General features: G+C 40.8%; 29 protein-coding genes. 9 read left to right on the top strand and 20 right to left on the bottom strand.

The features are described 5' to 3' along the window. Window positions 1–2 precede the first annotated feature (2 nt). Genes SAR02S_RS08580 through SAR02S_RS08600 form a run of 5 tightly spaced genes read left to right on the top strand, consistent with a single transcriptional unit; the run spans window position 3 to window position 3,931 of the window. A complete protein-coding gene (locus SAR02S_RS08580; protein ID WP_041958813.1) occupies window positions 3–956 on the top strand; it encodes a hypothetical protein in 954 nt (317 codons plus the stop codon). Further along, a complete protein-coding gene (locus tag SAR02S_RS08585; protein WP_041958815.1) occupies window positions 949–2,088 on the top strand; it encodes a beta-ketoacyl-ACP synthase III in 1,140 nt (379 codons plus the stop codon). The genes SAR02S_RS08580 and SAR02S_RS08585 overlap by 8 nt, the downstream gene beginning before the upstream one ends. After that, window positions 2,088–2,483 (top strand): DarG family dialkylresorcinol biosynthesis protein, encoded by a 396-nt coding sequence (locus SAR02S_RS08590; protein ID WP_232294023.1) that lies wholly within the window; start codon window positions 2,088–2,090, stop codon window positions 2,481–2,483. Before SAR02S_RS08585 ends, SAR02S_RS08590 begins: the two co-directional genes overlap by 1 nt. Then, on the top strand, window positions 2,480–3,475 hold the full coding sequence (gene darH, locus SAR02S_RS08595; protein WP_041958817.1) for a BtrH-related acyltransferase DarH: 996 nt from the start codon (window positions 2,480–2,482) through the stop codon (window positions 3,473–3,475). Before SAR02S_RS08590 ends, darH begins: the two co-directional genes overlap by 4 nt. Window positions 3,476–3,520: 45 nt before the next feature. Further along, the gene (locus SAR02S_RS08600; RefSeq protein WP_041958819.1) at window positions 3,521–3,931 is read left to right on the top strand and encodes a hypothetical protein; all 411 of its coding nucleotides are present in this window, start codon (window positions 3,521–3,523) and stop codon (window positions 3,929–3,931) included. 69 nt (window positions 3,932–4,000) lie between these two features. Here the strand turns inward: SAR02S_RS08600 and SAR02S_RS13380 are convergent, their stop codons facing one another. The 6 genes from SAR02S_RS13380 to SAR02S_RS08630 are packed head-to-tail and all read right to left on the bottom strand — an operon-like array spanning window position 4,001 to window position 8,560. Further along, a complete protein-coding gene (locus tag SAR02S_RS13380; protein WP_084218479.1) occupies window positions 4,001–4,321 on the bottom strand; it encodes a hypothetical protein in 321 nt (106 codons plus the stop codon). A gap of 56 nt (window positions 4,322–4,377) precedes the next feature. Beyond that, the gene (locus SAR02S_RS08610; protein WP_041958822.1) at window positions 4,378–5,103 is read right to left on the bottom strand and encodes a hypothetical protein; all 726 of its coding nucleotides are present in this window, start codon (window positions 5,101–5,103) and stop codon (window positions 4,378–4,380) included. Between the two features lie 9 nt (window positions 5,104–5,112). Further along, entirely contained in the window at window positions 5,113–6,273 is a 1,161-nt protein-coding gene (locus SAR02S_RS08615) for a beta-ketoacyl synthase N-terminal-like domain-containing protein (RefSeq protein WP_041958823.1), read from the bottom strand. Next, the gene (locus SAR02S_RS08620) at window positions 6,270–6,539 is read right to left on the bottom strand and encodes a phosphopantetheine-binding protein (RefSeq protein ID WP_041958825.1); all 270 of its coding nucleotides are present in this window, start codon (window positions 6,537–6,539) and stop codon (window positions 6,270–6,272) included. Before SAR02S_RS08620 ends, SAR02S_RS08615 begins: the two co-directional genes overlap by 4 nt. Further along, entirely contained in the window at window positions 6,540–7,697 is a 1,158-nt protein-coding gene (locus SAR02S_RS08625) for an ABC transporter permease (RefSeq protein ID WP_041958827.1), read from the bottom strand. Beyond that, entirely contained in the window at window positions 7,697–8,560 is an 864-nt protein-coding gene (locus SAR02S_RS08630) for an ABC transporter ATP-binding protein (RefSeq protein WP_041958829.1), read from the bottom strand. The genes SAR02S_RS08625 and SAR02S_RS08630 overlap by 1 nt, the downstream gene beginning before the upstream one ends. Window positions 8,561–8,716: 156 nt before the next feature. Between SAR02S_RS08630 and SAR02S_RS08635 the strand changes: the two genes are divergently transcribed. Next, window positions 8,717–9,115 carry a hypothetical protein gene (locus tag SAR02S_RS08635; RefSeq protein ID WP_198133099.1) on the top strand — a complete coding sequence of 133 codons (399 nt, stop codon included), beginning with the start codon at window positions 8,717–8,719 and terminating at the stop codon, window positions 9,113–9,115. A gap of 44 nt (window positions 9,116–9,159) precedes the next feature. Here SAR02S_RS08635 and SAR02S_RS08640 read toward each other — a convergent pair whose 3' ends face one another. Genes SAR02S_RS08640 through SAR02S_RS08685 form a run of 10 tightly spaced genes read right to left on the bottom strand, consistent with a single transcriptional unit; the run spans window position 9,160 to window position 18,208 of the window. Further along, window positions 9,160–9,819 (bottom strand): hypothetical protein, encoded by a 660-nt coding sequence (locus tag SAR02S_RS08640; RefSeq protein WP_052433580.1) that lies wholly within the window; start codon window positions 9,817–9,819, stop codon window positions 9,160–9,162. 25 nt (window positions 9,820–9,844) lie between these two features. After that, entirely contained in the window at window positions 9,845–11,026 is a 1,182-nt protein-coding gene (locus SAR02S_RS08645) for an AMP-binding protein (protein ID WP_041958834.1), read from the bottom strand. Continuing rightward, window positions 11,023–13,140, bottom strand: coding sequence for an MMPL family transporter (locus SAR02S_RS08650; RefSeq protein ID WP_041958836.1), 2,118 nt, complete (start codon window positions 13,138–13,140; stop codon window positions 11,023–11,025). Before SAR02S_RS08650 ends, SAR02S_RS08645 begins: the two co-directional genes overlap by 4 nt. Next, a complete protein-coding gene (locus SAR02S_RS08655; protein ID WP_041958838.1) occupies window positions 13,124–13,606 on the bottom strand; it encodes a LolA-like protein in 483 nt (160 codons plus the stop codon). The genes SAR02S_RS08650 and SAR02S_RS08655 overlap by 17 nt, the downstream gene beginning before the upstream one ends. Window positions 13,607–13,609: 3 nt before the next feature. Next, complete coding sequence (locus SAR02S_RS08660; protein WP_041958839.1) at window positions 13,610–14,143, bottom strand: hypothetical protein; 534 nt, start codon at window positions 14,141–14,143, stop codon at window positions 13,610–13,612. Continuing rightward, window positions 14,143–14,832, bottom strand: coding sequence for an SDR family oxidoreductase (locus SAR02S_RS08665; RefSeq protein ID WP_041958841.1), 690 nt, complete (start codon window positions 14,830–14,832; stop codon window positions 14,143–14,145). Before SAR02S_RS08665 ends, SAR02S_RS08660 begins: the two co-directional genes overlap by 1 nt. Further along, entirely contained in the window at window positions 14,829–16,349 is a 1,521-nt protein-coding gene (locus SAR02S_RS08670) for an HAL/PAL/TAL family ammonia-lyase (protein WP_041958843.1), read from the bottom strand. Before SAR02S_RS08670 ends, SAR02S_RS08665 begins: the two co-directional genes overlap by 4 nt. After that, on the bottom strand, window positions 16,346–17,206 hold the full coding sequence (locus SAR02S_RS08675) for a lysophospholipid acyltransferase family protein (protein WP_041958845.1): 861 nt from the start codon (window positions 17,204–17,206) through the stop codon (window positions 16,346–16,348). The genes SAR02S_RS08670 and SAR02S_RS08675 overlap by 4 nt, the downstream gene beginning before the upstream one ends. After that, complete coding sequence (locus tag SAR02S_RS08680) at window positions 17,203–17,907, bottom strand: glycosyltransferase family 2 protein (RefSeq protein WP_041958847.1); 705 nt, start codon at window positions 17,905–17,907, stop codon at window positions 17,203–17,205. The genes SAR02S_RS08675 and SAR02S_RS08680 overlap by 4 nt, the downstream gene beginning before the upstream one ends. Further along, window positions 17,894–18,208, bottom strand: coding sequence for an ApeI family dehydratase (locus tag SAR02S_RS08685; protein ID WP_041958849.1), 315 nt, complete (start codon window positions 18,206–18,208; stop codon window positions 17,894–17,896). The genes SAR02S_RS08680 and SAR02S_RS08685 overlap by 14 nt, the downstream gene beginning before the upstream one ends. A 123-nt stretch (window positions 18,209–18,331) precedes the next feature. On the opposite strand from SAR02S_RS08685, the gene SAR02S_RS08690 reads away from it, so the two are divergent. Continuing rightward, window positions 18,332–19,402 carry a class I SAM-dependent methyltransferase gene (locus SAR02S_RS08690; protein ID WP_041958852.1) on the top strand — a complete coding sequence of 357 codons (1,071 nt, stop codon included), beginning with the start codon at window positions 18,332–18,334 and terminating at the stop codon, window positions 19,400–19,402. On the opposite strand, the gene SAR02S_RS08695 is transcribed toward SAR02S_RS08690, so the two are convergent. The 4 genes from SAR02S_RS08695 to SAR02S_RS08710 all read right to left on the bottom strand — a co-directional run bounded on the left by SAR02S_RS08695 (window position 19,399) and on the right by SAR02S_RS08710 (window position 22,794). Then, window positions 19,399–20,007: a DJ-1/PfpI family protein gene (locus tag SAR02S_RS08695; protein WP_041958854.1), complete on the bottom strand. Its 609-nt coding sequence runs from the start codon at window positions 20,005–20,007 to the stop codon at window positions 19,399–19,401. The two genes, SAR02S_RS08690 and SAR02S_RS08695, sit on opposite strands and share 4 nt — an antisense overlap. A gap of 18 nt (window positions 20,008–20,025) precedes the next feature. Continuing rightward, window positions 20,026–21,255, bottom strand: coding sequence for an ArsS family sensor histidine kinase (locus SAR02S_RS08700; protein WP_041958856.1), 1,230 nt, complete (start codon window positions 21,253–21,255; stop codon window positions 20,026–20,028). Next, a complete protein-coding gene (locus tag SAR02S_RS08705; protein ID WP_041958858.1) occupies window positions 21,252–21,932 on the bottom strand; it encodes a response regulator transcription factor in 681 nt (226 codons plus the stop codon). The genes SAR02S_RS08700 and SAR02S_RS08705 overlap by 4 nt, the downstream gene beginning before the upstream one ends. Before the next feature lie 142 nt (window positions 21,933–22,074). Beyond that, entirely contained in the window at window positions 22,075–22,794 is a 720-nt protein-coding gene (locus SAR02S_RS08710) for a thioredoxin domain-containing protein (RefSeq protein ID WP_041958860.1), read from the bottom strand. Between the two features lie 79 nt (window positions 22,795–22,873). On the opposite strand from SAR02S_RS08710, the gene SAR02S_RS08715 reads away from it, so the two are divergent. Further along, on the top strand, window positions 22,874–23,095 hold the full coding sequence (locus tag SAR02S_RS08715) for a hypothetical protein (protein ID WP_232294024.1): 222 nt from the start codon (window positions 22,874–22,876) through the stop codon (window positions 23,093–23,095). 28 nt (window positions 23,096–23,123) lie between these two features. Beyond that, window positions 23,124–24,098 (top strand): HD domain-containing protein, encoded by a 975-nt coding sequence (locus tag SAR02S_RS08720; protein ID WP_198133100.1) that lies wholly within the window; start codon window positions 23,124–23,126, stop codon window positions 24,096–24,098. Window positions 24,099–24,125: the final 27 nt, after the last annotated feature.

The raw sequence follows: 24,125 nt of genomic DNA on the forward strand, positions 1-24,125 counted from the left end.
CAGTGAAAAAAGTACTTGTTATTTCGTATTCCCAAACAGGACAATTAACACGATTGGTCGAAAACGTGACACGACCTTTCATGAGCGAGCCTACTATAGAAGTGACGTGGCGAGAGATAAAACCTAAAAAACCTTACCCCTTTCCATGGCAATTTATGACGTTTATGGACACCTTTCCTGAGTCTGTTTATCTTGACCCTTGTGAGCTTGAAAACTTTGAGGCTGATACAAATGAGTACGATTTGGTCATTTTGGCGTATCAAGTTTGGTTTTTATCGCCCTCCATTCCTATCACGTCGTTTTTAAAATCAGACTACGCCAAAGAAAAACTAAAAAACAAACCCATCATAACGCTTATTGGTTGTCGCAATATGTGGATTATGGCACAAGAAAAGGTGAAAACTTTGCTTGGGAACATTGGTGCAAAGCTGATTGATAACATCGTTTTGGTCGATCAAGGAAGCTCTTTAGCGACTTTTATCACGACGCCTCGGTGGATGATGAGTGGTAAAAAAGATGCTTTGTGGGGTATTTTCCCCAAAGCGGGCATTAGCGAAGAAGCCTTACGTTCTGCTTCACGGTTTGGTTATGCCATCAAGCAAGCATTAGCGAATGATGAAGAGAAAAAAGGTGTGAGCCTGTGTCATGGCTTGGGTGCGGTGAGTGTGGATGAAAAGCTGATCAAAAGTGAAAAGATCGGTACGAAAAGCTTCCATATTTGGGGTAAATTGATTCGAAAATGCTCCAAACAAGGAGAGCTAAAACGAAAACTTTTTATAATGCTTTACACGATTTTTTTAGTGTGCATTATTATAACGGTTGTGCCTCTTAATATGCTCATCCAAACACTTTACCGCAAACTCAACAAAGAAGAAGTTTTGAAACAAAAAGCGTTGTACGAATTACCCTCAGGGAGTGGCACAGAACGTATGAAGGAATTTTCAAGCTATGAATAATATCTATATCAACGACATCCAAACATTTATGCCCAATGCTCCTGTCTCCAACGACGAAATGGAGGAGTATTTAGGCTATATCGGTGGTAAAAAATCCAAAGCGAAAAACATAGTTCTAAGAAGCAATGGCATCAAACAGCGCTACTATGTGCTGGAAAAAGGAACCGAAAAACCTCTTTTCTCCAATGCGCAGATTACAGCCAATGCCATTAAAAAACTTGAAAACAGTACGTTTAAACTAGGTGAAGTCGAGTGTTTGTCGTGTGGTACAACTACGCCTGACCAACTTATGCCAAACCATACCTTGATGGTGCAAGGTGAGCTTGGCATCTCTGAGATAGAAACACTCAGTGCTTCTGGCATCTGTTTAAGCGGCGTGAATGCGCTCAAATACCTTTACTACGGTATCAAAAGCGGTGAGCTAAGTAACGGCATCGCGACAGGTTCCGAAGTCGTTTCGGTCCTCTTAAGTGCTAAAAATTTTGAAGAGGAGTCCAAGCAGTGGGAGTTGTTGGAGAAAAATCCTTCATTAGCGTTTGAAAAAGATTTTTTACGCTGGATGCTCTCTGATGGTGCTGGGGCGATGTTGCTTCAAGATAAACCTAACAGCGACAGACTCTCTTTGAAAATCGAGTGGATCGATGTGCTCTCCTATGCGGGAGAAATGCCAACGTGTATGTACAGCGGTTGCGAGATGGTTGATGGTAAAGCGGTTGGTTGGAGAGGTTATTCGCAACATGAGATCATGGAAAAATCGCTTTTGAGCATCGCCCAAGATGTGAAACTGCTCAACGACAACATCGTTGAATACACCGTTGTCAAGCCACTTCGAAAGATTTTAGCGAAGCGTTGCATCACCCCTGAGGTGGTTGATTATTTCTTGCCGCATTACTCTTCGCAGTTTTTTAAAGACAAACTCTATGTAGGCTTAGTAGAAGTTGGTTTGGAAATTCCTTATGAGAAGTGGTTTACGAACCTGACGAAGTGTGGAAATACAGGCTCTGCGTCTATCTACATCATGCTTGAAGAGCTTTTCCACTCGGGCAAGCTTAGAAAAGGCGAGAAAATTCTCTGCTACATTCCTGAGAGCGGACGTTTTTCAACCGCGTTTATGTTGCTTGAGGTTGTGTGATGAAGGAGATTATCGAAATACCTCACGAGCCTAATGCAACGCTGGATGGCATCCAAAAAGTGATGTATGCCAAAAATGAGCAAGGCGAATTTGAGCGTTACAACTACGGAAGCTCCGTGGAAGAGTTCGCGACCCAAGTGGCAGTTGAAGAGTACGAGACGCTTAAACAAGAGTGTTTGGTACGCATCAAACAAGGACTCTCTTCCCCTATTGAGTACTTTATGTATGAAAATAGAATGGACCTTCCAACCTTAGCCAGTGCCGTGGGCATGTTTCAATGGCGTGTAAAGCGACACCTCAAAATGAGTGTTTTTCAAACCATGAGTGATGCTTTATTGTTACGTTATGCCGATGTTTTTTCACTTGATTTATTTTACTTAAAGGATTTTCGTTGAGCCAAGAGCTTTCATTTACGCATTCTCAATTTGCACACTGTGAAAGTGGTGTCACATCAACCCTTTTTTCGGCGTATGGTTTTAAGATCAGCGAGCCGATGGCATTTGGCATCACCAGCGCTTTGACGTTTGTTTATCTGCCCTTTGTCAAAGTCAATAACTTGCCTCTCATCGCGTATAGAAGCCTACCAAAAAGCATCATCAACACGATCTCGAAAGTTTTACATGTAACGATGGAAAAGCGCAGTTATAAAGACGAACACCAAGCCAATGAAGAGCTCAAAAGCCTCACCAAAGAGGGCAAGCTCGTGGGGCTTCAAACCTCTGTGTATTACCTTCCATATTTCCCTAAAGATATGCGCTTTCACTTCAATGCCCACAATCTCCTTGTCTATGGCATGGAAGGCGAGGAGTATCTTATCTCCGACCCTGTGTTTGAAGAGGCGGTGAAGTGTAGCCAAGATGGGCTAACCAAAGCGCGCTTTGCAAAGGGTGTTTTTGCGCCTAAAGGCTTTTTGTACTACCCTAAAACGATGCCCCAAAGTGTGGATATGCACAGTGCCCTCAAAAAGGCGATTGTTAAAAATGCCAAGTCTATGCTTACACCGTTCCCATTTGCGGGCGTTAAAGGGATGCGAAGACTCGCCAAAAAAATAGAGTCCCTACAAACAGAGACCAACACACGCTATGTCAAAAACTACCTCACCCACATCGTAAGAATGCAAGAAGAGATCGGCACGGGTGGCGGAGGATTTCGCTTTTTGTATGCTGCCTTTTTAGAAGAAGCCAAAACTTATGGTTTGAACGCTGAGGTGTTAACAGAGGCATCGGAGCTGATCGTAAAGTCGGGCAATACGCTGAGAGAATTTGCACTTTATTGTGTTGAGGGAAGCCGAAAAATCGAAAAGCTCGATACTCAAAAGATAGCCGCTAAACTGGTGGAAGCTTCGGAGTATGAAGAGAAGGCGTTTAGGGTGTTGAAAAATCTGTGAAAGTTACTAGCCAATTATTATTGCAACATAAATAAGGAAATATAAATGTTTAAAAAATTAGTACTTATTGTTTTTATAATATTTCCATCATTCTTGCTCTCTGAAATAACAGATAAACAAAAGAAAGAATATGAAGAACTTATGAATAATTATGATTTAAAAGGGCCTAGCGAGTTGTATATCATTACTGCAAATTGTGATAAAAAGCATATAGATAAGATAGAGTCTAACCTAAAAGGGGAAGAAATAAGAATTATAGATTATCACTATACTCTTTGGCTTATGGTAAGTGAACATAAAATTTCTAAAGTTGAGATTAGTAATTTTGATTTTAGTGAAGAAGTAAAATCATGCATTGAACAAGAAACTCTTAATAGTGTAAACGCTCCAACTCTTCCTAATTATGGGACAATACCGATCATTGTTAAATTTCCTGCATTTATTACAAAAAAATAGGGTAATAAAATAAGTGAAATAAGGGTCGGAGCTAAATTTTTAACTTCCTAAATTTGTATTCAAGTGTTGTTAATTATCATTATAGGGTACAAAGTTTATAGAATAGCCAAACGGATCATTTTTTGGAGCTTGCTCAGCTTCTGTTGTATAAACTTCTATATGATCATTTGCTTGAAAGCCAATTTTATTGCCCAGAACTTTAATCATATTCACTGCTTCATTTGCATCGGTTGCCCAAACTTTCATAGACATGACGGCTGTTCCCATTGGACAATTAAAACCATCTTCTAACTGTCCCGCTATTCCATCAGCAATAACTGTGAAATGTGTGTATGGCGTTGTTTCTTTTCCGTATCGTAATTTTAATTTCCAATCGGTTGTAATTTCCATTTTATTCCTTTATATATAAAAATTTTTGAACAAAAAAATAAAAATAGGTGTTTGAGCTAAACTTTTAACTTTTGTATCTTTATAACAATATATTTTCCATTTTCATCTTTGGCGACATGTAAATTATCTTCAAAAGTGTGAAGCAGATCGTGAAAAGAAGCGGTTGTCCCTAGTTCTCCATAAACTTTTTGCATTGCTTCCAAACTCGCAAATTCTTCAATTTTTTCAATCTTCGCAACCGCATTTTTAGCATTTCGGTTAGCATAGAGCCAACAGCTTTCATCAAAATTATTTTTATCACCCATAGGGCGATGTTTGGGGTCTATAAAGCACAAAGAGGCGTCGACCTTTCCTACTAAAACATCGTCCACTTCATTGTGCATTAGGTCAAAATACGCCAGTTGTAATGCTTTTTCGAAGGAGAGGTTGTGTGAGGTTAAGACCATGTGTTTGCCTGAGGCATTCAGCGCTTGGGCGATGTAGAAGCTGGCGTTGGTATTAATACCTAGAAAATCAAAGGGCATAACGACGCCATCTTCTTTTGTGACCTGTTCTAGTACATTGGTAAGGCTTTCCACGGGGCCGTGCTCGGTGGCGAGGTAGATGCCTAGATTGGTAGAGAGCGTTTGGTTTTGAACACAACTGAGCGCTCCAAAAACGGCTAAAAGGTTGAACTTATTGGCACGTCGTAGATTGATCTTGCAAAGGGTAGAAAGCTTTTGTTTGTAGGTAGCGATGGGCTCATTGGGTTCTATGAGTTGGTAGGTTTGATGAATATACATGGCCACTCCTTACGCGTTGCTCAAAACAAGCGAAGTGGTATTGCCACCAAAGGCGACAAAGTTAAAGAGCACATTGGTCTTTTTGCCATCCAGTTTTACAGGATTTAAAAGGGGCGTAAAGTTCACGCCATCGGCTCTTTCTTGAAACCCAAGGGTTGGAGGGATAAAACCTTCCTTGAGGCACGAGAGCGTCAAAGCGATCTCATTGGTACCACTTGCCCCTAACGTATGTCCGATCAAGGGTTTAAGTGCCGTTACGGGCGTTGTGGTGCCATGCTTCTCAAAGAGGAGGGCAATCGCATTGGCTTCTGAGGTGTTGTTGTTCTCGCTCCCTGTTGCATGGGCTTTAATGAAGTCGATCTCACTGAGTTTTAGCGAAGCGTTACGTAGGGCTTCATCCATCGTTTGAAAGATGGGCTCACCCGAGGGGTTGCTTGTGGTTTCGCTGTAAATGTCACAGATGTTTTTTGAGCCTTTATAGTAAAAATCCTCAGCACTTCTAGGCTCACTCTCCAAGAGCAGTGCCGAGCAGGCTTCGCCTAAGATGATGCCATCGCTCTGCTTGTCAAAAGGGCGGTAGATTTTATTTTTGGAAAGAAGCATCAGCGAAGAAAAACCGTTGTAAGTGGCTTTGTTAAAAAGTTCGATGCCCACCACTAAGGCTTTTTTAATCTGTTTTGAGGCGATGAGTTTTGAGGCGTAAGCGAGTGCATTGACACTGGAAGTACACGCCGTGGAAAAAAGAAGCGCCTTGTGGTCGGAGTGTGTTAACGTTTCCAGATAGTCTCCCAAATATCCGTAGCCTAGATGGTTAAATGCTTTATCGCTCTTTCCTTGGTGGTAAAGTGCATACGCCTCTTCGTTCAGTGAGATACCCATAGCGGTAGAGCCTATAAAAATGGCTAACTCTTTTTGCTCCTCTTCACTGAGATTTGCTTCTAGGATGCACGCTTTAACGACATGATCGATGACACTGAAGAGCTTTTTTTCTTCAGTGTCGAAATTTTGGATTAAAGGATAATAAGGCTTCTGCGCAAAGAGATGCTGCAAGTACGCCTCGTAGTTGCTTTGGTTTATGCTTTGCACTTGGGAGACAATGGCTGACTCGTTATCTCCAAGGCTGCAAAAAAGCGAATGTGCCGTGATGTAGCATCGTTTTGTATCGATCATTGGGGTTGAATGAAATCCGCTAAGGTGTTGATGCTGGTCATAATGGTGCGTATTTTTTTACTATCGGTGACTTCGACACCGTATTTTTCTTTGAGTGCCATTGAGATTTGCAGGGCATCCATCGAGTCAAGTTGGAGTGGGCTATCTGAGCCAAAAAGCGGTTCATCATCCTTAATAGCTTCGGGGGTGAACTCCTCTTTATCGCATTCGGTGATGATGAGTTGTTTAAGTTCACGTTTGAGTTCTAGGTTTTGTGAGCAGAGCATTTAGTTTCTCCTGTAGTTTAGCATGAGGCATGCAAGGGTAAAAAAGAGTAGTGCAAAGAGTAAGAGTTTCATCACATTAAGCTCTATGTCGCCAAAGTTTCCGCCTTTGACGATGATGTCCAAAAAGCCATCCAATGCCCATGACATAGGCGAAATTTCTGAGACATCTTGCATAAATTTTGGCATGACGACTTTGGGAACCATGATGCCTCCAAGGGCGGCTAGGATGATGTTGGACGTGCCACCCAAGATGGTCGCCATCTCACTGCTGTTGCTGAGTGTTGCGATGAAAAGGGCAAAAGAGATCGCCGCGATGGAGACAATACACGAGATGAGTATAAGTAAAAAGAGGCTTCCATGAATGATAAGCGCGTCACCGTTTAGAAGGGGGATGAGGTACATTCCCACCAAGATCATACAAAAAACTTGCAGTTGGTTCATTACAAAATAGGGGATGAATTTACCCATGATGATTTTGCTCAAAGAGACGTTGATGCTCCTGATTTTATCGATCGTGCCAAAGTTTTTTTCATTGATAAAGGTGTTGGAGATAGGAATAAGAATAAAAAACATCGAAAAGATCAGCCACGACGGAACGCTGTGTTGCACGGAAGTAATCGTGGTGGCATTTTTATCTTTTAAGACGTAAGTATGGGAGATGATCTCATCAAAATTGAGAGCATTTTGACTCTTTCCTTGCACTTCTAAAAGGTTTTTGATGACGCTCTCTGAGAGTTTTGCACTTAAAAATTGTTTGAGAAAAGCGACCTGTTGGTACGAGATGTCTGAGCGCGAAAAAAGCGCCATAGAAACGTCGCTACTTCTGCCAAGCTTTTCATTAAAATCATTGCTTAACGTAAGAACAAAGTCGTATTTTTGGTGGTACAACGCTTCATCGACGATCGGTGCCGTTTGAGCGAGTGTAAACGTAAAAAAGGTGTTGTCATTGAGCGTTTGCACAAACGATTCTAATGCGGGGGAAGTTTTTTCACTACTCAGGAGAACGGAGAGTTTGACATCGTATTTGTTGGCATAGGTGTTTTGTAAGGCAAGCGACATGATGATAATAAACACCGTTGGCATCACAAACAAAACGATGAGGGCATGGAGATTTCGGATGATGAGTAAAAACTCTTTTTTCAAAATATAGTAAAACATCAGTCCCTCAACTCTTTCTTGGTGATCGATAAAAAGATATTTTCTAGGTTGTTTTTAGGCAGTTCGATCTCTTTTACATGTAACGATTTTTGTTTGATGTCACAAAAGGTATCGACGAGTACGTCGTAGTTGCTTTGCAGATTGACCTCTTGTGTTGAGGTGTCGCTCAGGTGGATTTTGGCGATGTTGGATTGCGCGTTGATCTTCTCTTTGGTTTCGTGAAAAACAATTTTTCCTTGGTCAAGTATAGCAATGTCATCGCAAAGATACTCGATCTCCTCCATGTAGTGTGAGGTATAAACGATGGTCGTTTTATTCGCTTGGTTGATGTTTTTGATGACCTGTAAAATGTAGTTGCGTGATTGAGGGTCGATGCCAACGGTGGGTTCGTCAAGGTATAAAATCTTCGGACTGTTAAGTAAACCAATGGCAATGTTAAGGCGTCTTTTTAAGCCACCTGAGAATGTTTCGGCTTTGGCATCTCTGTATTTTTCGAGGGAGGTCATTTCTAGGCAGTAGTCTATCTTGGTATGTAAAACTTTCCCAGTAAGCCCATAAAGTGCGCCAAAGAATTCAAGGTTTTCGTATGCACTCAGGGTGGGGTAAAAGGCGTAAGATTGGGGTACTAGACTAGAGCATGCTTTGATCTCTTTTTCGTGTTTATTGAGATCATAACCTAAAATTTTTATCTCACCAAAATCTTTGGGTACCAAAAAATTGAGGATAGAAACCAAGGTAGTTTTACCCGCACCATTAGGTCCTAAAAGCCCAAAAATAGAGCCTTCTTTTATGGTTAAATCAAGATGCTCAAGGACAATACTGTTTTTATATTTTTTAATCAAATTATTGATGCAAATTGCCATTGAGTATCTTTGTTTAGGTTTTATATAGTGTAATAAATTTTTGATTATAGAGAGCTTTTGATGTGAGCTAAAATTAGGTAATGAATTATCACGTAACTCAGTAATTTTTAATCATACAATCAATAGAATAAATTTAAATTTTTTTAAAGGATGGTAATGAAAAAGCTTCTTATGTTAGTGATTGCAGGGTTGTTATCTATGATGTTTCTTGGGTGTGGACCAGTTAGCGTTCAAAATTTTAACAATATGTCAGTAGAAGATGTTGTTAACAAAGATGCTTCGGCAGTTGAAGTTGAAAAGGCAATTATTAGAGCAGGTACAGGACTTGGTTGGGTAATGAAAAAAATGAATGACGGCAACATTCAAGGTACACTAGTGCTAAGAAAACATGAAGCTGTTGTTGCTATTAAATACAATTCTAAAGAATACAGTATCAATTATATTGATAGTAAAAATCTTGATTACAATCCTGGTGAAAATACTATTCACCCAAACTATAATGGCTGGATACAAAATCTTAATAAATCAATTCGCGTACAACTTAGTACACTTTAATAAACTCTAGAGGCATTGAGACTTTTCTCAATGCCTCTAGTAACTTACTTTATCTCTGTTTTTGCCTCAGCAATATACTTCTGTAAAGCTATTTGCATGATCTCTATATAATTACTTTCTGTGCCCATTTGGTATGAATCTGCTGCTTTTACATGTATATTATACGCTTGAGGATCACCCTCTTTTTTCATGTTTACATTGGTTTCAATTTCACAGCTAAGGGTTATGGCAAAAGCACCTGGATTCATCCACGACCAAAATTTGACAATTTTCACATCTGCTATGTATGTTTGAGGTGTGATTTGATCTTTGTTCTCAATCACTTGATAGCCTTTACTTTTTAAAGCTTCTTTGAGGCTATCTTTGATGACACTATTGACCGTTTGATTTGCATTGAGGACAATATCTCCCATAGCCATGCCATAGCCATTGCGTTTTCTAGCAACAGCACGCGCTTTGATAGTATCTGTTTGTGGTTCAGAAGGGTCTAAAGAAGGAATGTTTGGCTCAGAGGGCTTTACCTCAAAAACACGTTTATCGACAACGGAGTTGATGTATATCTGTTGAGCATTGGATGGTACAGCTTCAGCGTTAGTGGTTGGCACTGCTAGTGCAACTTCCCCACGTTTGGCTGCACAACCATTGAAAAACAGTGCACTGGTAAAAAAGAGGAGTGTGAGAAGAGTTCTCAAGACATAATTCATTTAACTTCCTTTAAAATTAAGATTTTTAGACTAATGGCATACATTTTTTCCCCATCAGGGTAGTAGAAATTTTATCGACAATGTGTAATTCAATCGGTAGATTGATTTTCCCCAATTTTTGTTTGATGGTATTTTTTAGCTCTTTGATTGCGATCGGGCGCGTGGCTTCAAGAAAGATTTGAACGACTTCATCTTTCAGCTCGGCATTGTTGTGTTTGACGTGTACGAGGGCTTTTTCGATGCCCTCCATCGCTTCTAAAATCTCTTCGATCTGTGCTGTTGCGTAGCGTTTGCCTGCAATTTTAACGATGTTACTGCTTCGTCCTATGAGTTGAAATTTTCCATTTTCTATCACAGCATAATCAAAACTCTGAATTTCTCCACCCGTTTGTGTAAAGCCCTCTTGCCATAGCGTTTTCGAGATAAAAGGCGACTTTACATGTAAAAGTCCTTCGTCATTCAGTGTCGCCTCAACACCTTGAAATGGGCTCCAAAATATGTCATCTTGTTTTTTAAACGCTATGCTTCCACATTCGGTAGAGCCAAAGAGTTGAATGAGTGTGGTATTAAATTTATCGGTAAATTCTTTGGCAATCTCTGCTGGTAATGGTCCTGTGGAGCTAATAAAAATTGTTTGGCTTAGGTCTTTAGTTTCGTCTAACCTCAAAAGCGATTTGATGTAAAGTGGGGTGGTAACGATGAGGTGATGAGGCTTCGCAGACTCAAGCAGATCGTGAGGCAGAAAATGCTCTTTAAAAAACAGATCAACGTCAAGTTTGAGTGGCAGTAAAAGTGCGGCGAGAAAGCCATAGATATGGATAAAGGGAACGGTTGCAACCACTTTTTCGATCTGAAAATTGCCAAATTCTCTTACTAATGCTTTCATATCAGCTTCGATGTTTTCTCTGCTTTTAAACGCTCCCGTGGGAAAACCCGTACTTCCAGAGGTAAAAAACATGGCGGCAAAGTCAATGTCGTTGAATGTTTCAGCACCCAGCGATTCGATTTTCTCTTTGAGTGAGAGGTTTTCTTGGTCATACAAAATAGGCTTTGCGCCTGAAAGATAGGCTCTTAAAATCTCAATGGCATTTGCTTCTTTGGTTTTGGAAGGAACGAGAATGACTTGGTTTTTGAGTGCTGTGTCGACGAGAGTCTCACTCTCATAAACGTTTTCACCGCCATCATCATTTTGTATAATAACTCTCAATGACTTGTCCTCCCCATCAGTAAAACTAAAATAGCTCCTGTTGCGACACACGAAACCAAACCCATCGCATGAAGGGCGCCGATGTCACTGAAAATCAGCACGCCAAAACCTGCAAACGTGTCAATAATGGAGAAGAAAATTGCACTCCTCGTTCCATCTTTGAAGCTGTCCTCACTGCTCATATAAATGCCATAGTCAATGCCAAAAAGCATCATGATAAACAGCATAAAAATATGCGCAATGGTAAAGCCTCCTGTGAGCGCAAGGAGTAAAATGAGCGCTGTTGGAAGTAAAACATAGTTAGCACTGAGTGTCAATGTTTTGCGACACACCATCCACAGCATGAAAAAGATAAATGCAATGGCTAAAATGCCTCCCAACAGGAGTTGATGCGCAATTTTTTGAAGTGCATTAAAGAACATCTCTTTAGCGTCGATGGAGGAGGCAAAAGCAAAGTTGGAGACTAAGTTTCGCTCGCTGTTTTTCACCAAAGCATACGTGTAGTACTTGCCCTCATGAAAGACGACATCAAAGCCCATTTCACGCAATGTTTCTAAAGAGAGTTCTTGATAGCTTGGGTGCAAAAGTGCTTCGTTATACGCATTTTTAAAGAAGCCTTCACGAAAGCCAAGCTTAGTCGCTTCCTCTTCGATCTGTGCTTTTTTTTCGTTTACATGTAGAGCTTCAAGTTCTTGTTTTCTCTGCTCGTAAAACGATTTGTCGAAAAAGTAAGAGAGCGGAGCTGTGGCGTTTTTAAAGCTCTTTTGGATGGCATTGCTGTGAGTTATGAGCTGATCGATAGAGTCCGCTTCGAGTAAAAGAGGCATATATCCCTCTTTTTTAATCGCATTCTTGAAGAATTTTTCCTCTTTCATTAAGGAGACATTCTGGTAGTCGAGGTTTTTGATGTTGGTATCAAGATGTAAGAAAGGAACGCTTAAAACAATAGCTAACAAAGAGAGTAGGGCAATGGCACGGTAGGGTAAGGGAATGGAAAAGTGAAATTTGGAATACGGTTGTGCCTTTTTAAACCCAATCAGTGGGAAGAGAAAAACGAATTGGAGGTAAGAGAGTATGAGCGAAATCATCGCAAAGACACACACTTGTTGAATCAGTGGAAAATCGACCCATGAGAAGATCAAAAAGCCGCCAAATGTGGTGAGGAAGCCGTAAAAAACAGAGGTGTTAAACTTCTTTTTGCTCTCATAATGACCGTAAAAATAGTAGTGGAACATATAATCAATCGCCAACGTTCCTATGGCGTTTCCAAAGGCCAACACAAAAACAGAGACTTCACTCCAAATCATGCCAATAAGCAGAAACGAAAGCAGTGCAGAGGTGGCAAGGGTGGCAATAGTGTTGATAAGAAGGTAGATGTTTCGAATAATGAAAATATAAAGCACAAGCAACAAGATGGTCGAGAGAACAATCAAAAACGTGACATCATCTTGGATTTTTTGCGCGTTCTCCACAAAGTAAAAGGTCGGGCTAAAGACGCGAATATTTTGCACGCCTTCAAGCGTTTGATGCACAAGATTATAGATGGTTTCATAACTCTCGATGGTATTGGAGGTGTCTTTGATACTCAAAACTGAAAGATACCCAAAATCGTCTAGCGCTAAGTGTCCATCTCGAATGTTGATGGGAATTTTTTGCTCTTTAGGGCTAAAGTAGCTCAGTGGATCAGTTGCGTCTATGGTCGTATAGTAGGGGTTGTTTGTCATTTTTTCATAAAGCGATTTTAGCTTTTCATGGATGCTTACGGAGTCGTCTTTGTTTAGATTTTTGAGGTAAAAAGCGTTATTTTTAGTGTATTCGATCAGCTTTGCATTCGGTGTTATGCTGCTTTCCAACTTTAAAAGCTCAGTTGCGAGCAGTTTCTCTTCGATGGTCTTGATCTTGGCAAGGGAGTCTTTATCGAACCCTTCGGTGGCTATGAGCACTTCTTTTGAATTTTTGAAATGCGAATAGATCTCAAACGCCTCTTTGCTCTTTCCTTCAGGCAAAAAAGAGAGCAGGTTGGTGGAGACATGCACCGAGTTTTGGTAGAAAAAAAAGAGTATACCGACAATGGCAAAGAGAACGATATTAAGGGTTTTAGTTCCTAATTTCAATGGTAATCCTATCACCGTTTTTAATCTTTACATGTAAAGATTTTAGCTTCGTTGCCTGACGTGTGATACGCACCTCCTCAAGCACTTCGGCTGCCACTCCTTTAGGGCTTAGGAGTGTCTCTTCGCCTTCTGTTTTTGCCTCAAAAAAAGAGTTCAATAAGACGTTGTTTTCATCATGAACCGCTTTGATAATCATGAAAAAATAGTTCATGGAAGGCATACTTTGCGCATCAATGACTTTATAGCCATTTTGATCTTGAATGGTAAGCTTTTCTTCAAAATAGGTCAATACTTTGGATTCGGGTTTGGCGTATTCGATGATGATATTTTGCTCTCCAAACGTGATGAACCCTTCCAGTGTGATGGTTTTATCGAGCGCATAAAGGTAGCGCGTCTCTTTAAAAGTGGAAGCGTCGTTGGCAAAAAGACACAGTAGCGAGAGTAAACACAAAACGATAATTTTCATGCGTTACATCCGTTTTAAGAAGATAAAATGGCGGTGCAAAAACTGCATAATACCACCCGCGATAAAAACCAAATACCAGCCAAATGAAGAGTAGATAATCCAATAGTGGTCATTTTTGAGCAGTAAAATGGTTACATGTAAAAGAATGTTGACACACGCAAGAGCTATCCAAAAGAGGGTAGAACGGTTGATGTAGAGCTCTTCTTTTTCGCTCAGAGCGCGCTTATGAATTTTACGTGCAAAGTGTAAAATGATGGAATCGTTGTCAAAATAGCTTGCCATCAAGAAAAAGATAAATGCCAAAGAGATCAAAAGCGGTAAAAATTTGAGCACTAAAAAGTCATCTAAGATAAAAGCGGTAATGGCAACTACAATATAAAAAAGAGGGAAAAGAGTGGTTTTAATATCTTTCTTCTTCAGGCTTAAAAGCCAAACGATACCAAAACCAAAAAGTCCCATCGAGACGGTTTTAATGTCAAAATAACTCAGCAACACCACCACAACGGGTGCGTATAAAAACGAAAAAAGTATGTGCATTACCGTACCATCCCACCACTAATATTGATCACTTCACCATTCACGTAGGTTGCTTTATCGCCTAAAAAGAAGACAACTTCAGCGACCTCTTCGGGCTTTCCAAAGCGTTTGCACGGGATGATATTGGTGATATTTTTATCCACATTGTGGATCATCTCGGACTCAATCACACCGGGGGCCACCGCATTGACTCTGATATTATAGCGTGCTACTTCCACACAAAGCGCTTTTGTAAAAGCGATAATTCCACCTTTAGTGGTCGAGTAATTCACTTGCCCACCATTGCCCACGAGTCCAGAGATGGAAGAAACATTGACGATGGAGCCTGCTTTTTCTTTGATCATATTTGGCAGAATTTGCTTGGTGACATAAAAAAGGCTGTTAAGATTCGCATCCATCACATCACTCCACTCTTCCTCTTCCATAAAGAAAAAAAGCTTGTCTTTGGTGATGCCCGCATTGTTGACTAAAACATTTACATGTAAAGATTCTAAGGCGTGTTTGACTTCCTCTTTTTGGGTGATGTCAAACTGGATAATCTCACCATGTTTGATCTCATCAAGAAGTGCTAGAGCCTTCTCTTTCTGGCTTTTGTAGTGAATGTAAACAAAGTAACCCTCTTTGGCAAAGTAGCGCACAATGGCGGCTCCAATGCTCCCTGTTGCACCTGTGACCAGCACTTTTTTCATGCGAGTGCTCCTTGGCGAAGAATGTTTTGAATCTTCACGATGTCAATGTCCATACGCCTGTCTTCTAAAAGTGGCTTGGCGTGCGCTCTAATGGCTTCGTAGTGTTTGAGAAGTGTTTGAGAAACGCTCTGTTTCCCTCTGATGTCCACCGCTTGTGCCATACCCATAAATGCGATACTCAGCATCAGCTCAAGGGGTTCCATCATCTTTTTAAAGTCCAGTGCCGCTGTCGTTCCCATGCTCACCTTGTCTTGGTTGAGCGATTCGGTTGGGCGAGAGTGAATGGAAGCTGCTGTGGTGTTTTTGATGACATCAGCACTGAGAGAACTCAGCGTTATCTGCATCGCTTTAAAGCCGTGGAAATAGTGCTCACGACTGAGTTTAAGGTTCTCTCCAAGTCCACGGTTAAATTTGTGATCGACCAGAAGGGCAAACTCTTTATCGAGCAGGTCAGCAAGATTTGCTGCGCAAATTTTGAGTGTGTCCATCGCGTGAGCGACGTAGCCACCGTAGAAATTACCGGAGGTGTAGATTTTTTGGTTTTTGCCATCAATGAGCGGGTTGTCATTGACCGAGTTGATCTCTTGTTCGACCCATTTTTTAGAGATTTCTAAATTATCGCGAATCACGCCTAAAACTTGCGGTGCGCAACGCATGGAGTAGGTGTCTTGGATATTCAAATCATTGTCAGCAAAGAACTTGTCATATCTGTCATCGCGCCCGTGTGTGAGCTTTGAGCCTTCAATCTTCGTTTTGATGTTGAAGGCACTTTGAATTTGTCCACTAAAAGGCTTTGCTTCATGCACAAATTCATCCAGTGGTGTCGTATCGCCCAAGAGCACTTCAAACATACCTGCTACAAAGGACTCCATGCTTGAGAGAAGCACCTCAAAACGCTCTAAAGAAGAGAGGGCAATCGCACTCATAATGGTCGTACCATTCATAATGGCAAGTGCCTCTTTAGGTTTAAAGAGATACGGAGTAATGCCCAGTTTTGCATACACCTCACTCGTTGGACAAATGGCACCTTCATACCACACTTCTCTCTCGCCTGCAATCACAGCAGCGATGTACGAAAGCGGTGTCAAATCGCCACTCGCACCTACTGAGCCAAGGGAAGGAATAACAGGGATAATCTCTTTTTCAAGCAAGAGTTCAAGGCGTTGCAAAAGTTCATAAGAGATGCCAGACTTGCCTTTGGAGAGTGAAATCAGTCTGCAAATCAGCGCGTAACGTGAAGTTTGAGGACTTAGTGATGCTCCAACGCCACAGCCATGAAAGCGGTAAAGGTTCTGTTGCAAAATGGCACTTTGCTCATAAGTTAAGTAATTCTTGCCACTTGCACCATAGCCTGTGGTGACGCCATAAATGGGTTTTCCTTTTTTGATTTCATTCATCAAAAAGGTATGACCGAGTAAAAAATTCTCTTCAAAGTGGGTATCTTTAGAGACACGAACACTGCTAGCTTTGCATATCTCCTCTAAGCTAATATAACGATCGTCTATGATTAATTTCATGCTTTTTCTTTCCAAAAGGGGTATAGGTTGAACCATTGTTCAGGGTGCAAGGTAACGTGCGTTGCAAAAAAATCGGCATAGACTTGCATCGCTTTGTGTATCTCTGCATCTGCTGGGTTGTTTTTATCCATCGTAATTTCGATAAACTCAATGCTGTAATGTTGGGGGCTTTGGTAGCTAAAGGCAATGCCCATCAGTGGTTTTTCGGTTTTGTAGGCGATGCTAAAAGGGTTTTTATTAAATTCAGCCTCTTTGTCAAAAAAGGTTACAACCTCTTTATGTTTTACATCAGTTGCACGGTCTGCCATCATCGCTACAATCTCGTTATTGAGAAGTGCTGAAGCGATTTTCATCGTGACATAAACTCCGCCTTTAGAGAGATCAATGATGCTAAGATGAGGGTTTTGTGTCTCAAGATTCTCTTCGATACATTTGATCGTCTCAATGAGTGCTTCTTGCATCACAATGTTGATTTTAAGATCTGCAAAACAGTTGCCAGCACTCGACCAACCCCCAAAATGCGATAATAGCAAAATACCGCCACCGTGAAGATGGCGCATAAGTTCTTCTTCGTTTTTGATGTCAAATGTGTAATCTTGTGGGCTTACTTTAGAGACAAAACGGTCGCACATCGTGATCGCGAAGTGTCGTAAATGTTCATAATAAACCCAATTGTTAAAAGGCTTGTTGATGTGCTTGTAGTAATCACGCAAGGCTTCTTTAACGTTGCCAGCAACCAAAAAATAAAAAAAGGTTACAGGGTACATCAAGTAATAGATAAACGTGTAGCCAAAGAGTTTATAAAAAGTAAAAACGAGTCTGATACTCCAACCACTTCCACGCTGTTTCGTGCTCATTGGTACCTTTTTTTGAGGAAAAATTTCCACGGCAAGAGTTTGACATGTACCATGACGATTGCGGCGGTATCCCAAAACTTTTTAAAGTGGCTGACGCGCTCTTCGGGAGTTGGGTAGTAACATTCGATGCTCACTTCTTTGATGAGGCGACTTTTCCATGCGTGTTTAACGAGTACTTCCATTTCCCAGTCAAAGCGTTTGGTTTTGATAATGAGGTCTAGGATGGAAGTAGGGTAAAGTCGAAAGCCAGAGAGTGAATCGGTGATGGTCTGTTCGGTGTCCCAACATGCCCAAAAGTTACTAAACCAGCGTCCAAACTTGGAGCCATTGGGAACATGATTGATCTCAAAATTACGCGCACCGATGATGATTTGATCTGCTCCATCACAGGCATCGCATATTTTTTCAATTTGAGAAGCCAGATGTTGTCCATCGCCATCAAGGCTAATGAAATACGAAAAGCCTCTTTTTTGCGCTTCCTTCGCTCCTGTGATGATGGCTTCGCCTTTGCCTTGATTGACCTTATGGCGTAAGACGGTGAGCTTCTCATGTTCATTTACAAGCGATGAAACGCTCACCTCTGAGCCATCATCGACAATGATCAACGTGTACCCATGACTCAAGACATCGTTGGCGACATTATTGATGGTGAGAGGGTTATTGTAGGTTGGAACGACAACGACAATATCATCTTTTTTCATAGGTGAGTTCTGCTACTTTTTGTTCATTTTGACTGACACGAATTTTGAGTGTTTTTTCATTGGTTTGACATTCAAACCAAAGTACACTTAGGGGAGCAATGTTTTTCAAGAATTTTGTTTTTTTGATTTTTAAAATCTCAATGCCTAAAATCTCAGCACTCATATCCAGTAAAACATACCCCGGAACGATAGGATTGGTTGGAAAATGCGCTTGAAAAATAGGATGTCTTGCGTCGCACAGTTGTACACAAAAACGCGTTTCATCTTTACATGTAAGCGTATAAAAATCATTTAAAATCATACAATCCTTACAAAAATTCTTAAATAAACAGGTGTATTATATAAATCTAGCTAAAATAAGAGCTTAAAATAGCTTTTTCTGTTAAGGTTTTGTTTACTTTTTTAGAAAATAAGGAACGTTTGAATGCACCAGTTTTTTGAAGAAAACGATAGCGCCTCTGCCATTGAGGCACAGTACGATGCCCAGCGCATTGCTTTTGCACCGATTATTTTTCAAGTAGCACGCTCTATGCGCGATCTAGGTGTCCTAAAGGCACTCTATGAGCATAAAGAGGGTATGAGCATTGAAGCATTGGCAAAAGAGACCAATTTAAGTGAGTATGGCATTACGACACTCATCGAAACCAGTCTGAGTGCGGACATCGTTAAACAAAAAGGCGAGCTTTATTTCATCACGAAAACGGGCTATTTTTTACTGAATGATCCGATGACCATTGCCAATATGAACTACAACCATCACGTGAATTACCAAGGGCTTTTTTCACTCGATGAAGCGATCAAAAGTGGGAAACCAACAGGACTCAAAGTCTTTGGCGATTGGGAGACTATCTACCCAGCACTCTCCATCTTGCCCGAAAATGCCAAACAGAGTTGGTTCACGTTTGATCATTTTTATTCTGACAGCGCGTTTCCTGAAGCGGTGGAAAAACTTTTGAGCCTCAATCCCACTAAAATTTTGGATGTGGGAGGCAATACAGGGAAATTTTCGATGCTGATGACAAAGAGCGATAAGGCTTTACATGTAACCATTATGGATTTGCCAGAACAACTCGCATTGGCGCGTGAAAACATCGAAAAGGAGGGTTTAGAAGAGCAAATTTCTCTTTTGCCTGCCAATGTTTTAGCCCCATCTCACGTTTTTCCCAAAGGGTTTGACATCATCTGGATGAGTCAATTTTTAGACTGTTTTAGTGAAGATGAGATCGTCTCTATTTTGAGTAAAGCCAAAGAGGCGATGAATGAGAAGACGCTACTTTGCATCATGGAGCCATTTTGGGACAGACAACGCTTTGAAACTTCGGCGTTTTGTATCATCAACACATCACCTTACTTTACCGCGATGGCAAATGGGCGCAGTAAGATGTACCACTCTAAAGATTTTATCAAGCTGATTGAAATGGCGGGGTTGAAAGTCGATGAAATTATTGACCATTTAGGTGTATGTCAGAGTATTGTGAAGATCAAAAGAGCTTAGGCATTTTCCGTCCAATCAAATTCCATTTGTCTGGCAGTATTGAGGGCTAAGTCTCGACTTACAAGTCGTTCCACAAGATGCAGGCTCATATCGATACCTGCGGAAATGCCAGCGGATGTGACGATAGCGCCTTCATCGACCCAACGCATCTGCTCTTTTACCTCAAGTTTTGGAAACATCACACGAAGATCGTTTATATCTTCCCAGTGTGTTGTGGCAGACTTGCCCTCAAGCAGTCCCACTTTTGCTAGCAAAAACGCACCCGTGCAGATAGAAGCAGTCAGTTGTGTCTCTTTGGATGTAGTGGCGATCCAATTTATAACCGAAGCGTCTTTCAGCTCTTCGGTGACAACGCCGCCAGGGATAAGTAAAACATCGATTTTGGGATGTGTTTTAAAGTCAAAATCAGGGTCAATTTTCAGTCCTGCACGTGCGCGAACAGACTCTTTTGTTTTACCAATCGTAAAGACTTCAAAAGGTGTTACGGAAGAGAGTAGATTTTGTTTACCATAAACGCGTGAAGCTGTGGTAAATACTTCGTAAGGACCTGCAAAATCAAGTACTTCAACATTGTCAAACACCAATATACCAACCGAATACGTCATAAATCTTCTCCTTTATCGTTACATGTAAATCACAAAATGGTTCATTTCGCCTTCACGTTTATACTGCAATCTCATACCATGCAAACGAATTACATGCCATGTGATAAACAGCCCAAACCCAAGACCGCGAGAACTTTTTTGTTTTTTACCTTCTAAAAAGTAAGGCTCAGCATAACGCTCAATTGGGAACTCTAATGCGGGAGCATGGTTGGAAACGGTGATGGTTTTGAGATCATTGGTTAGTGTAACACGGTGGTCATGGGAATAGTTAACGCCGTTGTCCAAAAGGTTTTTAAGTACAACGCCAAACAGTTCAAAGTCGACATTGAGTTCAACGGGGATGAGATTACATGTAATGTTCTCGTGTTTGTCTTCCAAAATATCAAGGGCAAAATCCACAATATCTTCGATGTGATAGCGTTTTATATCGAGTTTAAGTTCATCAGCACTGAGTTTTTCGATGCGTGAGAACTCCACTAAAAGGGCTTCTTGACGCTTAAAAACATTTTGAAGAATGTTGGTATAGGTCGCATCTTCGATCATCTCAGCCGCGAGTTTACCTTTGGTAATCGGTGTTTTAAGTTCGTGCATGATGTTGCGTAAAAAGAGTTGCCTTGAGTCTCTCAGAGATTTTATTTTGAAAACAGCACTGTCAAATTCATTGGCAAGAGCGGCGATTTCATCTTTACTGTTACTTTTACATGTAATGTCATAATCTCCATTGGCAAAGTGCTTGATCTTTTCGCGTAAGGTTTTAAGTGGAAGGATACTGCGAATAATGCCAATATACAGCATAATGACAAAAGCAAATGTCAAGAAAGGGAAGAGAATTTGTGGGAAAATCTCTTTTTCAAAAGGGACTTGTAAAATGATGGGTTCGTCGTCTCTTTTTTGCAAAACAGCGTAAATATGAATGCCATGTGGGACGACATACAATCCCAGTCGTATTTTCTCTTCCATCCGTTTCATGGGGAAAGGTTGTGGTGGTTTCGGCAACGATAGGATTTTTTCTTGGAGTTTGCGGTCGTCAATAAGCGTGAACCCCATCTCTTCAAGCTTGTTAAAATCAAGTTGCTTTACGTTTGGATCAAAGACAGAACGAACGGCGATATGCGTATAATCGTGCATACGCCTCATAGTGTTTTCACGATCATGGATAGAGAGTGAAAAAAAGATGGCACCGATACCCAACAAGGCAAGTGCAAAAATAAGCGTAATGCGCGTGATGATCGAGTGGTACCATTTCATGCTTGAAGCCTATACCCAATGCCACGTACCGAATGAATCAGCCTAGGCTCTTTGGAGCTCTCACCCAGTTTTGTTCGGATGCGGCTGATGAGGACATCAAGGCTCCTGCTTTCGTTGTCTTCGTTGAGACTGAGTGCACTGTTGAGCAACTCCGTTCGTGAAACGACGCAGTTGTTCTTTTTGATGAGGTGTGCGAGAACATCGTACTCGGCTGGAGTGAGTGTCATGGGTGCATTGTTAAAAAAGATGGTATGGCTCTCTTCTTTGAGAATCAAAGTAGAAATCGACGTTTCTTCATGGGGCGAATTGCTCTTTTTATAACGCCTTAGCACACTCATAATGCGTGCGTAAAGCTCTTTAGGCTCATAAGGCTTTGGTAGGTAGTCATCTGCTCCTAGTTCTAGCCCTACGATCTTGTCTTCCAGATCACTGCGTGCGGAAGAGATGATGATAGGGATGTCGCTTTTCGAGCGTACCTCTTTACAAATTTCGAGTCCATCCATACCTGGAAGTGAAAGGTCAAGTATAAGAAGGTCATATTTTGTAAGGCTTAAGGCACTGATGCCAAGATAGGGATCGTCATAATTGGTGACGGTGATGTTATAGCGTTTTAAAAAATTGCATAAAATTTCGGCGAGTTCGACATCATCTTCGATCATTAAAAGGTTGGGTTGCATAGGAGTTTCCTTAGAATTTGTCTGAAACAATGATACACCTACTCTTTGAACGGTTTGTTAATATAAAAGAAGTCTAATATAGCAGATTTTTCTTGAAGGGAAAAGAAGTTATCCCGCCTTTGAGGCGGGATAAACGTAAAGATTATTTTAAAAGCTCTTTTTCTTTGACAATAAATGGTACGCCTTTGATGCCTGCACCAAAGTATTTGACTTTGAGTTCATCAATGTGCGCAACTTCAGCATCACTGATTTTTTGCTCATATTTGACGTTTTCATCGTAGTATTTTTTCAAGATTTTGATCTTCTCAGCATCACTTTTTGTTTTGGCGGTTTCATTGTAGATCAGTACTGATTTTTCTAAAGAACTTCTCTCATGAACCGGTGTAAAAATGAGTTTGAGGTTGTTGGTTGTAAGGCGTTGCTCGATTTGAGCAAGCTCTTGCCTACAGTAAGGACACTCAGGATCGGTAAAAACCACTAAAGTCTCTTTTTTAGGGTCATTTCCTAAAGAGACGATGTTTTTCTTCTCCTCTTTTTTGTAGATTGCTGAAAGCTTTTTCTGAAGCTCTGCCATCTCCATCATCTCTTTGATACTTCCACCTTGTTTGATACTGATCACATCAGGGAAGATCAAATCATCTTTGGTAAAGATGCTGAGTTTTTGTGAACGTGCTCCATCGCTAAGATTTAAAGTCACGAAATCCATTCCATCAATGCCATCAACGCCTTTGCGTGAGACTACTTCGATGGTAATATTTGGCACTTGAATTGTTGATTTAAAGTGTTCGACAATCTGTGCGTCAGTTGCTGCAAAAAGAGTGCTAGTAATAAGCGCAACAAACCATAAAAGTTGTTTTTTCATTCATTTTCCTTGTAAGTTACAGAATATAATCTGCATGAAATGTAAGGTATTATACAATAAAACCAATGATAGTTTGTTAATGAAAGGTCAACGAATGGTTGAGAATGCCGATAAAATGGCACTTATAGAAGAAATCGAGATGCTCATAGAATCCGACCCAAATGCTCCTATTTCTTCATTTTCGATGTTAGAGTTTTTAGAACTAGACGATTTGGTTTCAGTGCGCGAAACACTTTTACGCTCCAAAACAAACCGCTCTTCTGAGAATGAAAAGTGGTTTGATGAGCTCTGTAAAAAGTAGTTAAAATCTTTACATGTAAAGGTAGAAAATGAGTCAAAAGTGGGCTTATTTAAACGATATGGAGGGCTGCAATGTTGTGGCACTGTATACGCTTCACAATCTTGTAGAAATTGTATATCTTAAAGAGGGGAAGCAACGAAGCCTTACGCTTAATTTTCATGTCGCAGGTGGAGCGATGGGTTACGTTGAGTGCTTTCAACTAGATTCCATTCCTTTGCCTCCTTCAAAAGTCAAACATGCGCTGAGTTCTTCGATCTCAAAATTTTTACATGTAAATCTTTATGCGGAGCTAAACGAGCATGAACACTATGAAGAGCTAGAGCTTGTGTGCGAAGAGGGCACTTATTTACTCTATTTTAGTGACGATGCAGAGGAAGAGCATTACGCTAAAATTGAAAAAAATAAAGCACCACATTTGCCTAAAGTTGCAAAAATAGAGGCAACATTGTCACAAGAGCTTTTTAGCGTGGACTTTTTCAAAGAAAATCTCTCTTTTGCACTCATAGCGCATGGTGAACAAAAGACACCGCATGGACTGCCGTACAGTATGCATCTTTTAAGTGTTGCCAGTGAAATCATCAATGCTCTTTTTGTTGAGCCGTTGAGCTTTGATGAAAACAATGTCGCCATTGCCTGCGCGCTTTTGCATGATGTCAATGAGGACACATCCACCAACATTACGAAAGAGACACATTTGGCAGGTAATGTGGAAGTCATTGCCAAAGGGGTTGCGGCACTCACCAAAGATAAAACACTGCTTTCCAAAGAAATGCAAATGAGAGATAGTTTAGAGCGACTGAAAAAGCGTCAAAACTGCGTAGCCATGGTAAAACTAGCCGATCGCATTACCAACTTGGGAATTCCTCCGAAGCATTGGGACGATGCTAAAAAACGGAAGTATCTGGAAGAAGCAAAACTCATTTTGCAAGAATTGGGGTATGCACATCACTATTTAGCCATGAAATTGCAAGAAAAAATTGAGGCGTATTCGCTTTACATGTAAAACTTTGGAACGAAGAATGCTTGGTTT

This window comes from Sulfurospirillum arsenophilum NBRC 109478 (genome assembly GCF_000813345.1).
GTDB classification, from domain to species: domain Bacteria; phylum Campylobacterota; class Campylobacteria; order Campylobacterales; family Sulfurospirillaceae; genus Sulfurospirillum; species Sulfurospirillum arsenophilum.

Excerpts from the sequence above, each read along its gene's own strand:
- SAR02S_RS08610 (WP_041958822.1), bottom strand. The coding sequence starts at position 5,103 with ATGTATATTCATCAAACCTACCAACTCATAGAACCCAATGAGCCCATC.
- SAR02S_RS08670 (WP_041958843.1), bottom strand. The coding sequence starts at position 16,349 with ATGAAATTAATCATAGACGATCGTTATATTAGCTTAGAGGAGATATGC.
- SAR02S_RS08720 (WP_198133100.1), top strand. The coding sequence starts at position 23,124 with ATGAGTCAAAAGTGGGCTTATTTAAACGATATGGAGGGCTGCAATGTT.
- SAR02S_RS08585 (WP_041958815.1), top strand. The coding sequence starts at position 949 with ATGAATAATATCTATATCAACGACATCCAAACATTTATGCCCAATGCT.
- SAR02S_RS08615 (WP_041958823.1), bottom strand. The coding sequence starts at position 6,273 with ATGATCGATACAAAACGATGCTACATCACGGCACATTCGCTTTTTTGC.
- SAR02S_RS08620 (WP_041958825.1), bottom strand. The coding sequence starts at position 6,539 with ATGCTCTGCTCACAAAACCTAGAACTCAAACGTGAACTTAAACAACTC.
- SAR02S_RS08695 (WP_041958854.1), bottom strand. The coding sequence starts at position 20,007 with ATGACGTATTCGGTTGGTATATTGGTGTTTGACAATGTTGAAGTACTT.
- SAR02S_RS08705 (WP_041958858.1), bottom strand. The coding sequence starts at position 21,932 with ATGCAACCCAACCTTTTAATGATCGAAGATGATGTCGAACTCGCCGAA.
- SAR02S_RS08690 (WP_041958852.1), top strand. The coding sequence starts at position 18,332 with ATGCACCAGTTTTTTGAAGAAAACGATAGCGCCTCTGCCATTGAGGCA.
- SAR02S_RS08715 (WP_232294024.1), top strand. The coding sequence starts at position 22,874 with ATGAAAGGTCAACGAATGGTTGAGAATGCCGATAAAATGGCACTTATA.
- SAR02S_RS08680 (WP_041958847.1), bottom strand. The coding sequence starts at position 17,907 with ATGAAAAAAGATGATATTGTCGTTGTCGTTCCAACCTACAATAACCCT.
- SAR02S_RS08685 (WP_041958849.1), bottom strand. The coding sequence starts at position 18,208 with ATGATTTTAAATGATTTTTATACGCTTACATGTAAAGATGAAACGCGT.
- SAR02S_RS08630 (WP_041958829.1), bottom strand. The coding sequence starts at position 8,560 with ATGGCAATTTGCATCAATAATTTGATTAAAAAATATAAAAACAGTATT.
- SAR02S_RS13380 (WP_084218479.1), bottom strand. The coding sequence starts at position 4,321 with ATGGAAATTACAACCGATTGGAAATTAAAATTACGATACGGAAAAGAA.
- SAR02S_RS08700 (WP_041958856.1), bottom strand. The coding sequence starts at position 21,255 with ATGAAATGGTACCACTCGATCATCACGCGCATTACGCTTATTTTTGCA.
- SAR02S_RS08640 (WP_052433580.1), bottom strand. The coding sequence starts at position 9,819 with ATGAATTATGTCTTGAGAACTCTTCTCACACTCCTCTTTTTTACCAGT.
- SAR02S_RS08655 (WP_041958838.1), bottom strand. The coding sequence starts at position 13,606 with ATGAAAATTATCGTTTTGTGTTTACTCTCGCTACTGTGTCTTTTTGCC.
- SAR02S_RS08710 (WP_041958860.1), bottom strand. The coding sequence starts at position 22,794 with ATGAAAAAACAACTTTTATGGTTTGTTGCGCTTATTACTAGCACTCTT.
- SAR02S_RS08625 (WP_041958827.1), bottom strand. The coding sequence starts at position 7,697 with ATGTTTTACTATATTTTGAAAAAAGAGTTTTTACTCATCATCCGAAAT.
- SAR02S_RS08660 (WP_041958839.1), bottom strand. The coding sequence starts at position 14,143 with ATGCACATACTTTTTTCGTTTTTATACGCACCCGTTGTGGTGGTGTTG.
- SAR02S_RS08590 (WP_232294023.1), top strand. The coding sequence starts at position 2,088 with ATGAAGGAGATTATCGAAATACCTCACGAGCCTAATGCAACGCTGGAT.
- SAR02S_RS08600 (WP_041958819.1), top strand. The coding sequence starts at position 3,521 with ATGTTTAAAAAATTAGTACTTATTGTTTTTATAATATTTCCATCATTC.
- SAR02S_RS08635 (WP_198133099.1), top strand. The coding sequence starts at position 8,717 with ATGAAAAAGCTTCTTATGTTAGTGATTGCAGGGTTGTTATCTATGATG.
- SAR02S_RS08675 (WP_041958845.1), bottom strand. The coding sequence starts at position 17,206 with ATGAGCACGAAACAGCGTGGAAGTGGTTGGAGTATCAGACTCGTTTTT.
- SAR02S_RS08665 (WP_041958841.1), bottom strand. The coding sequence starts at position 14,832 with ATGAAAAAAGTGCTGGTCACAGGTGCAACAGGGAGCATTGGAGCCGCC.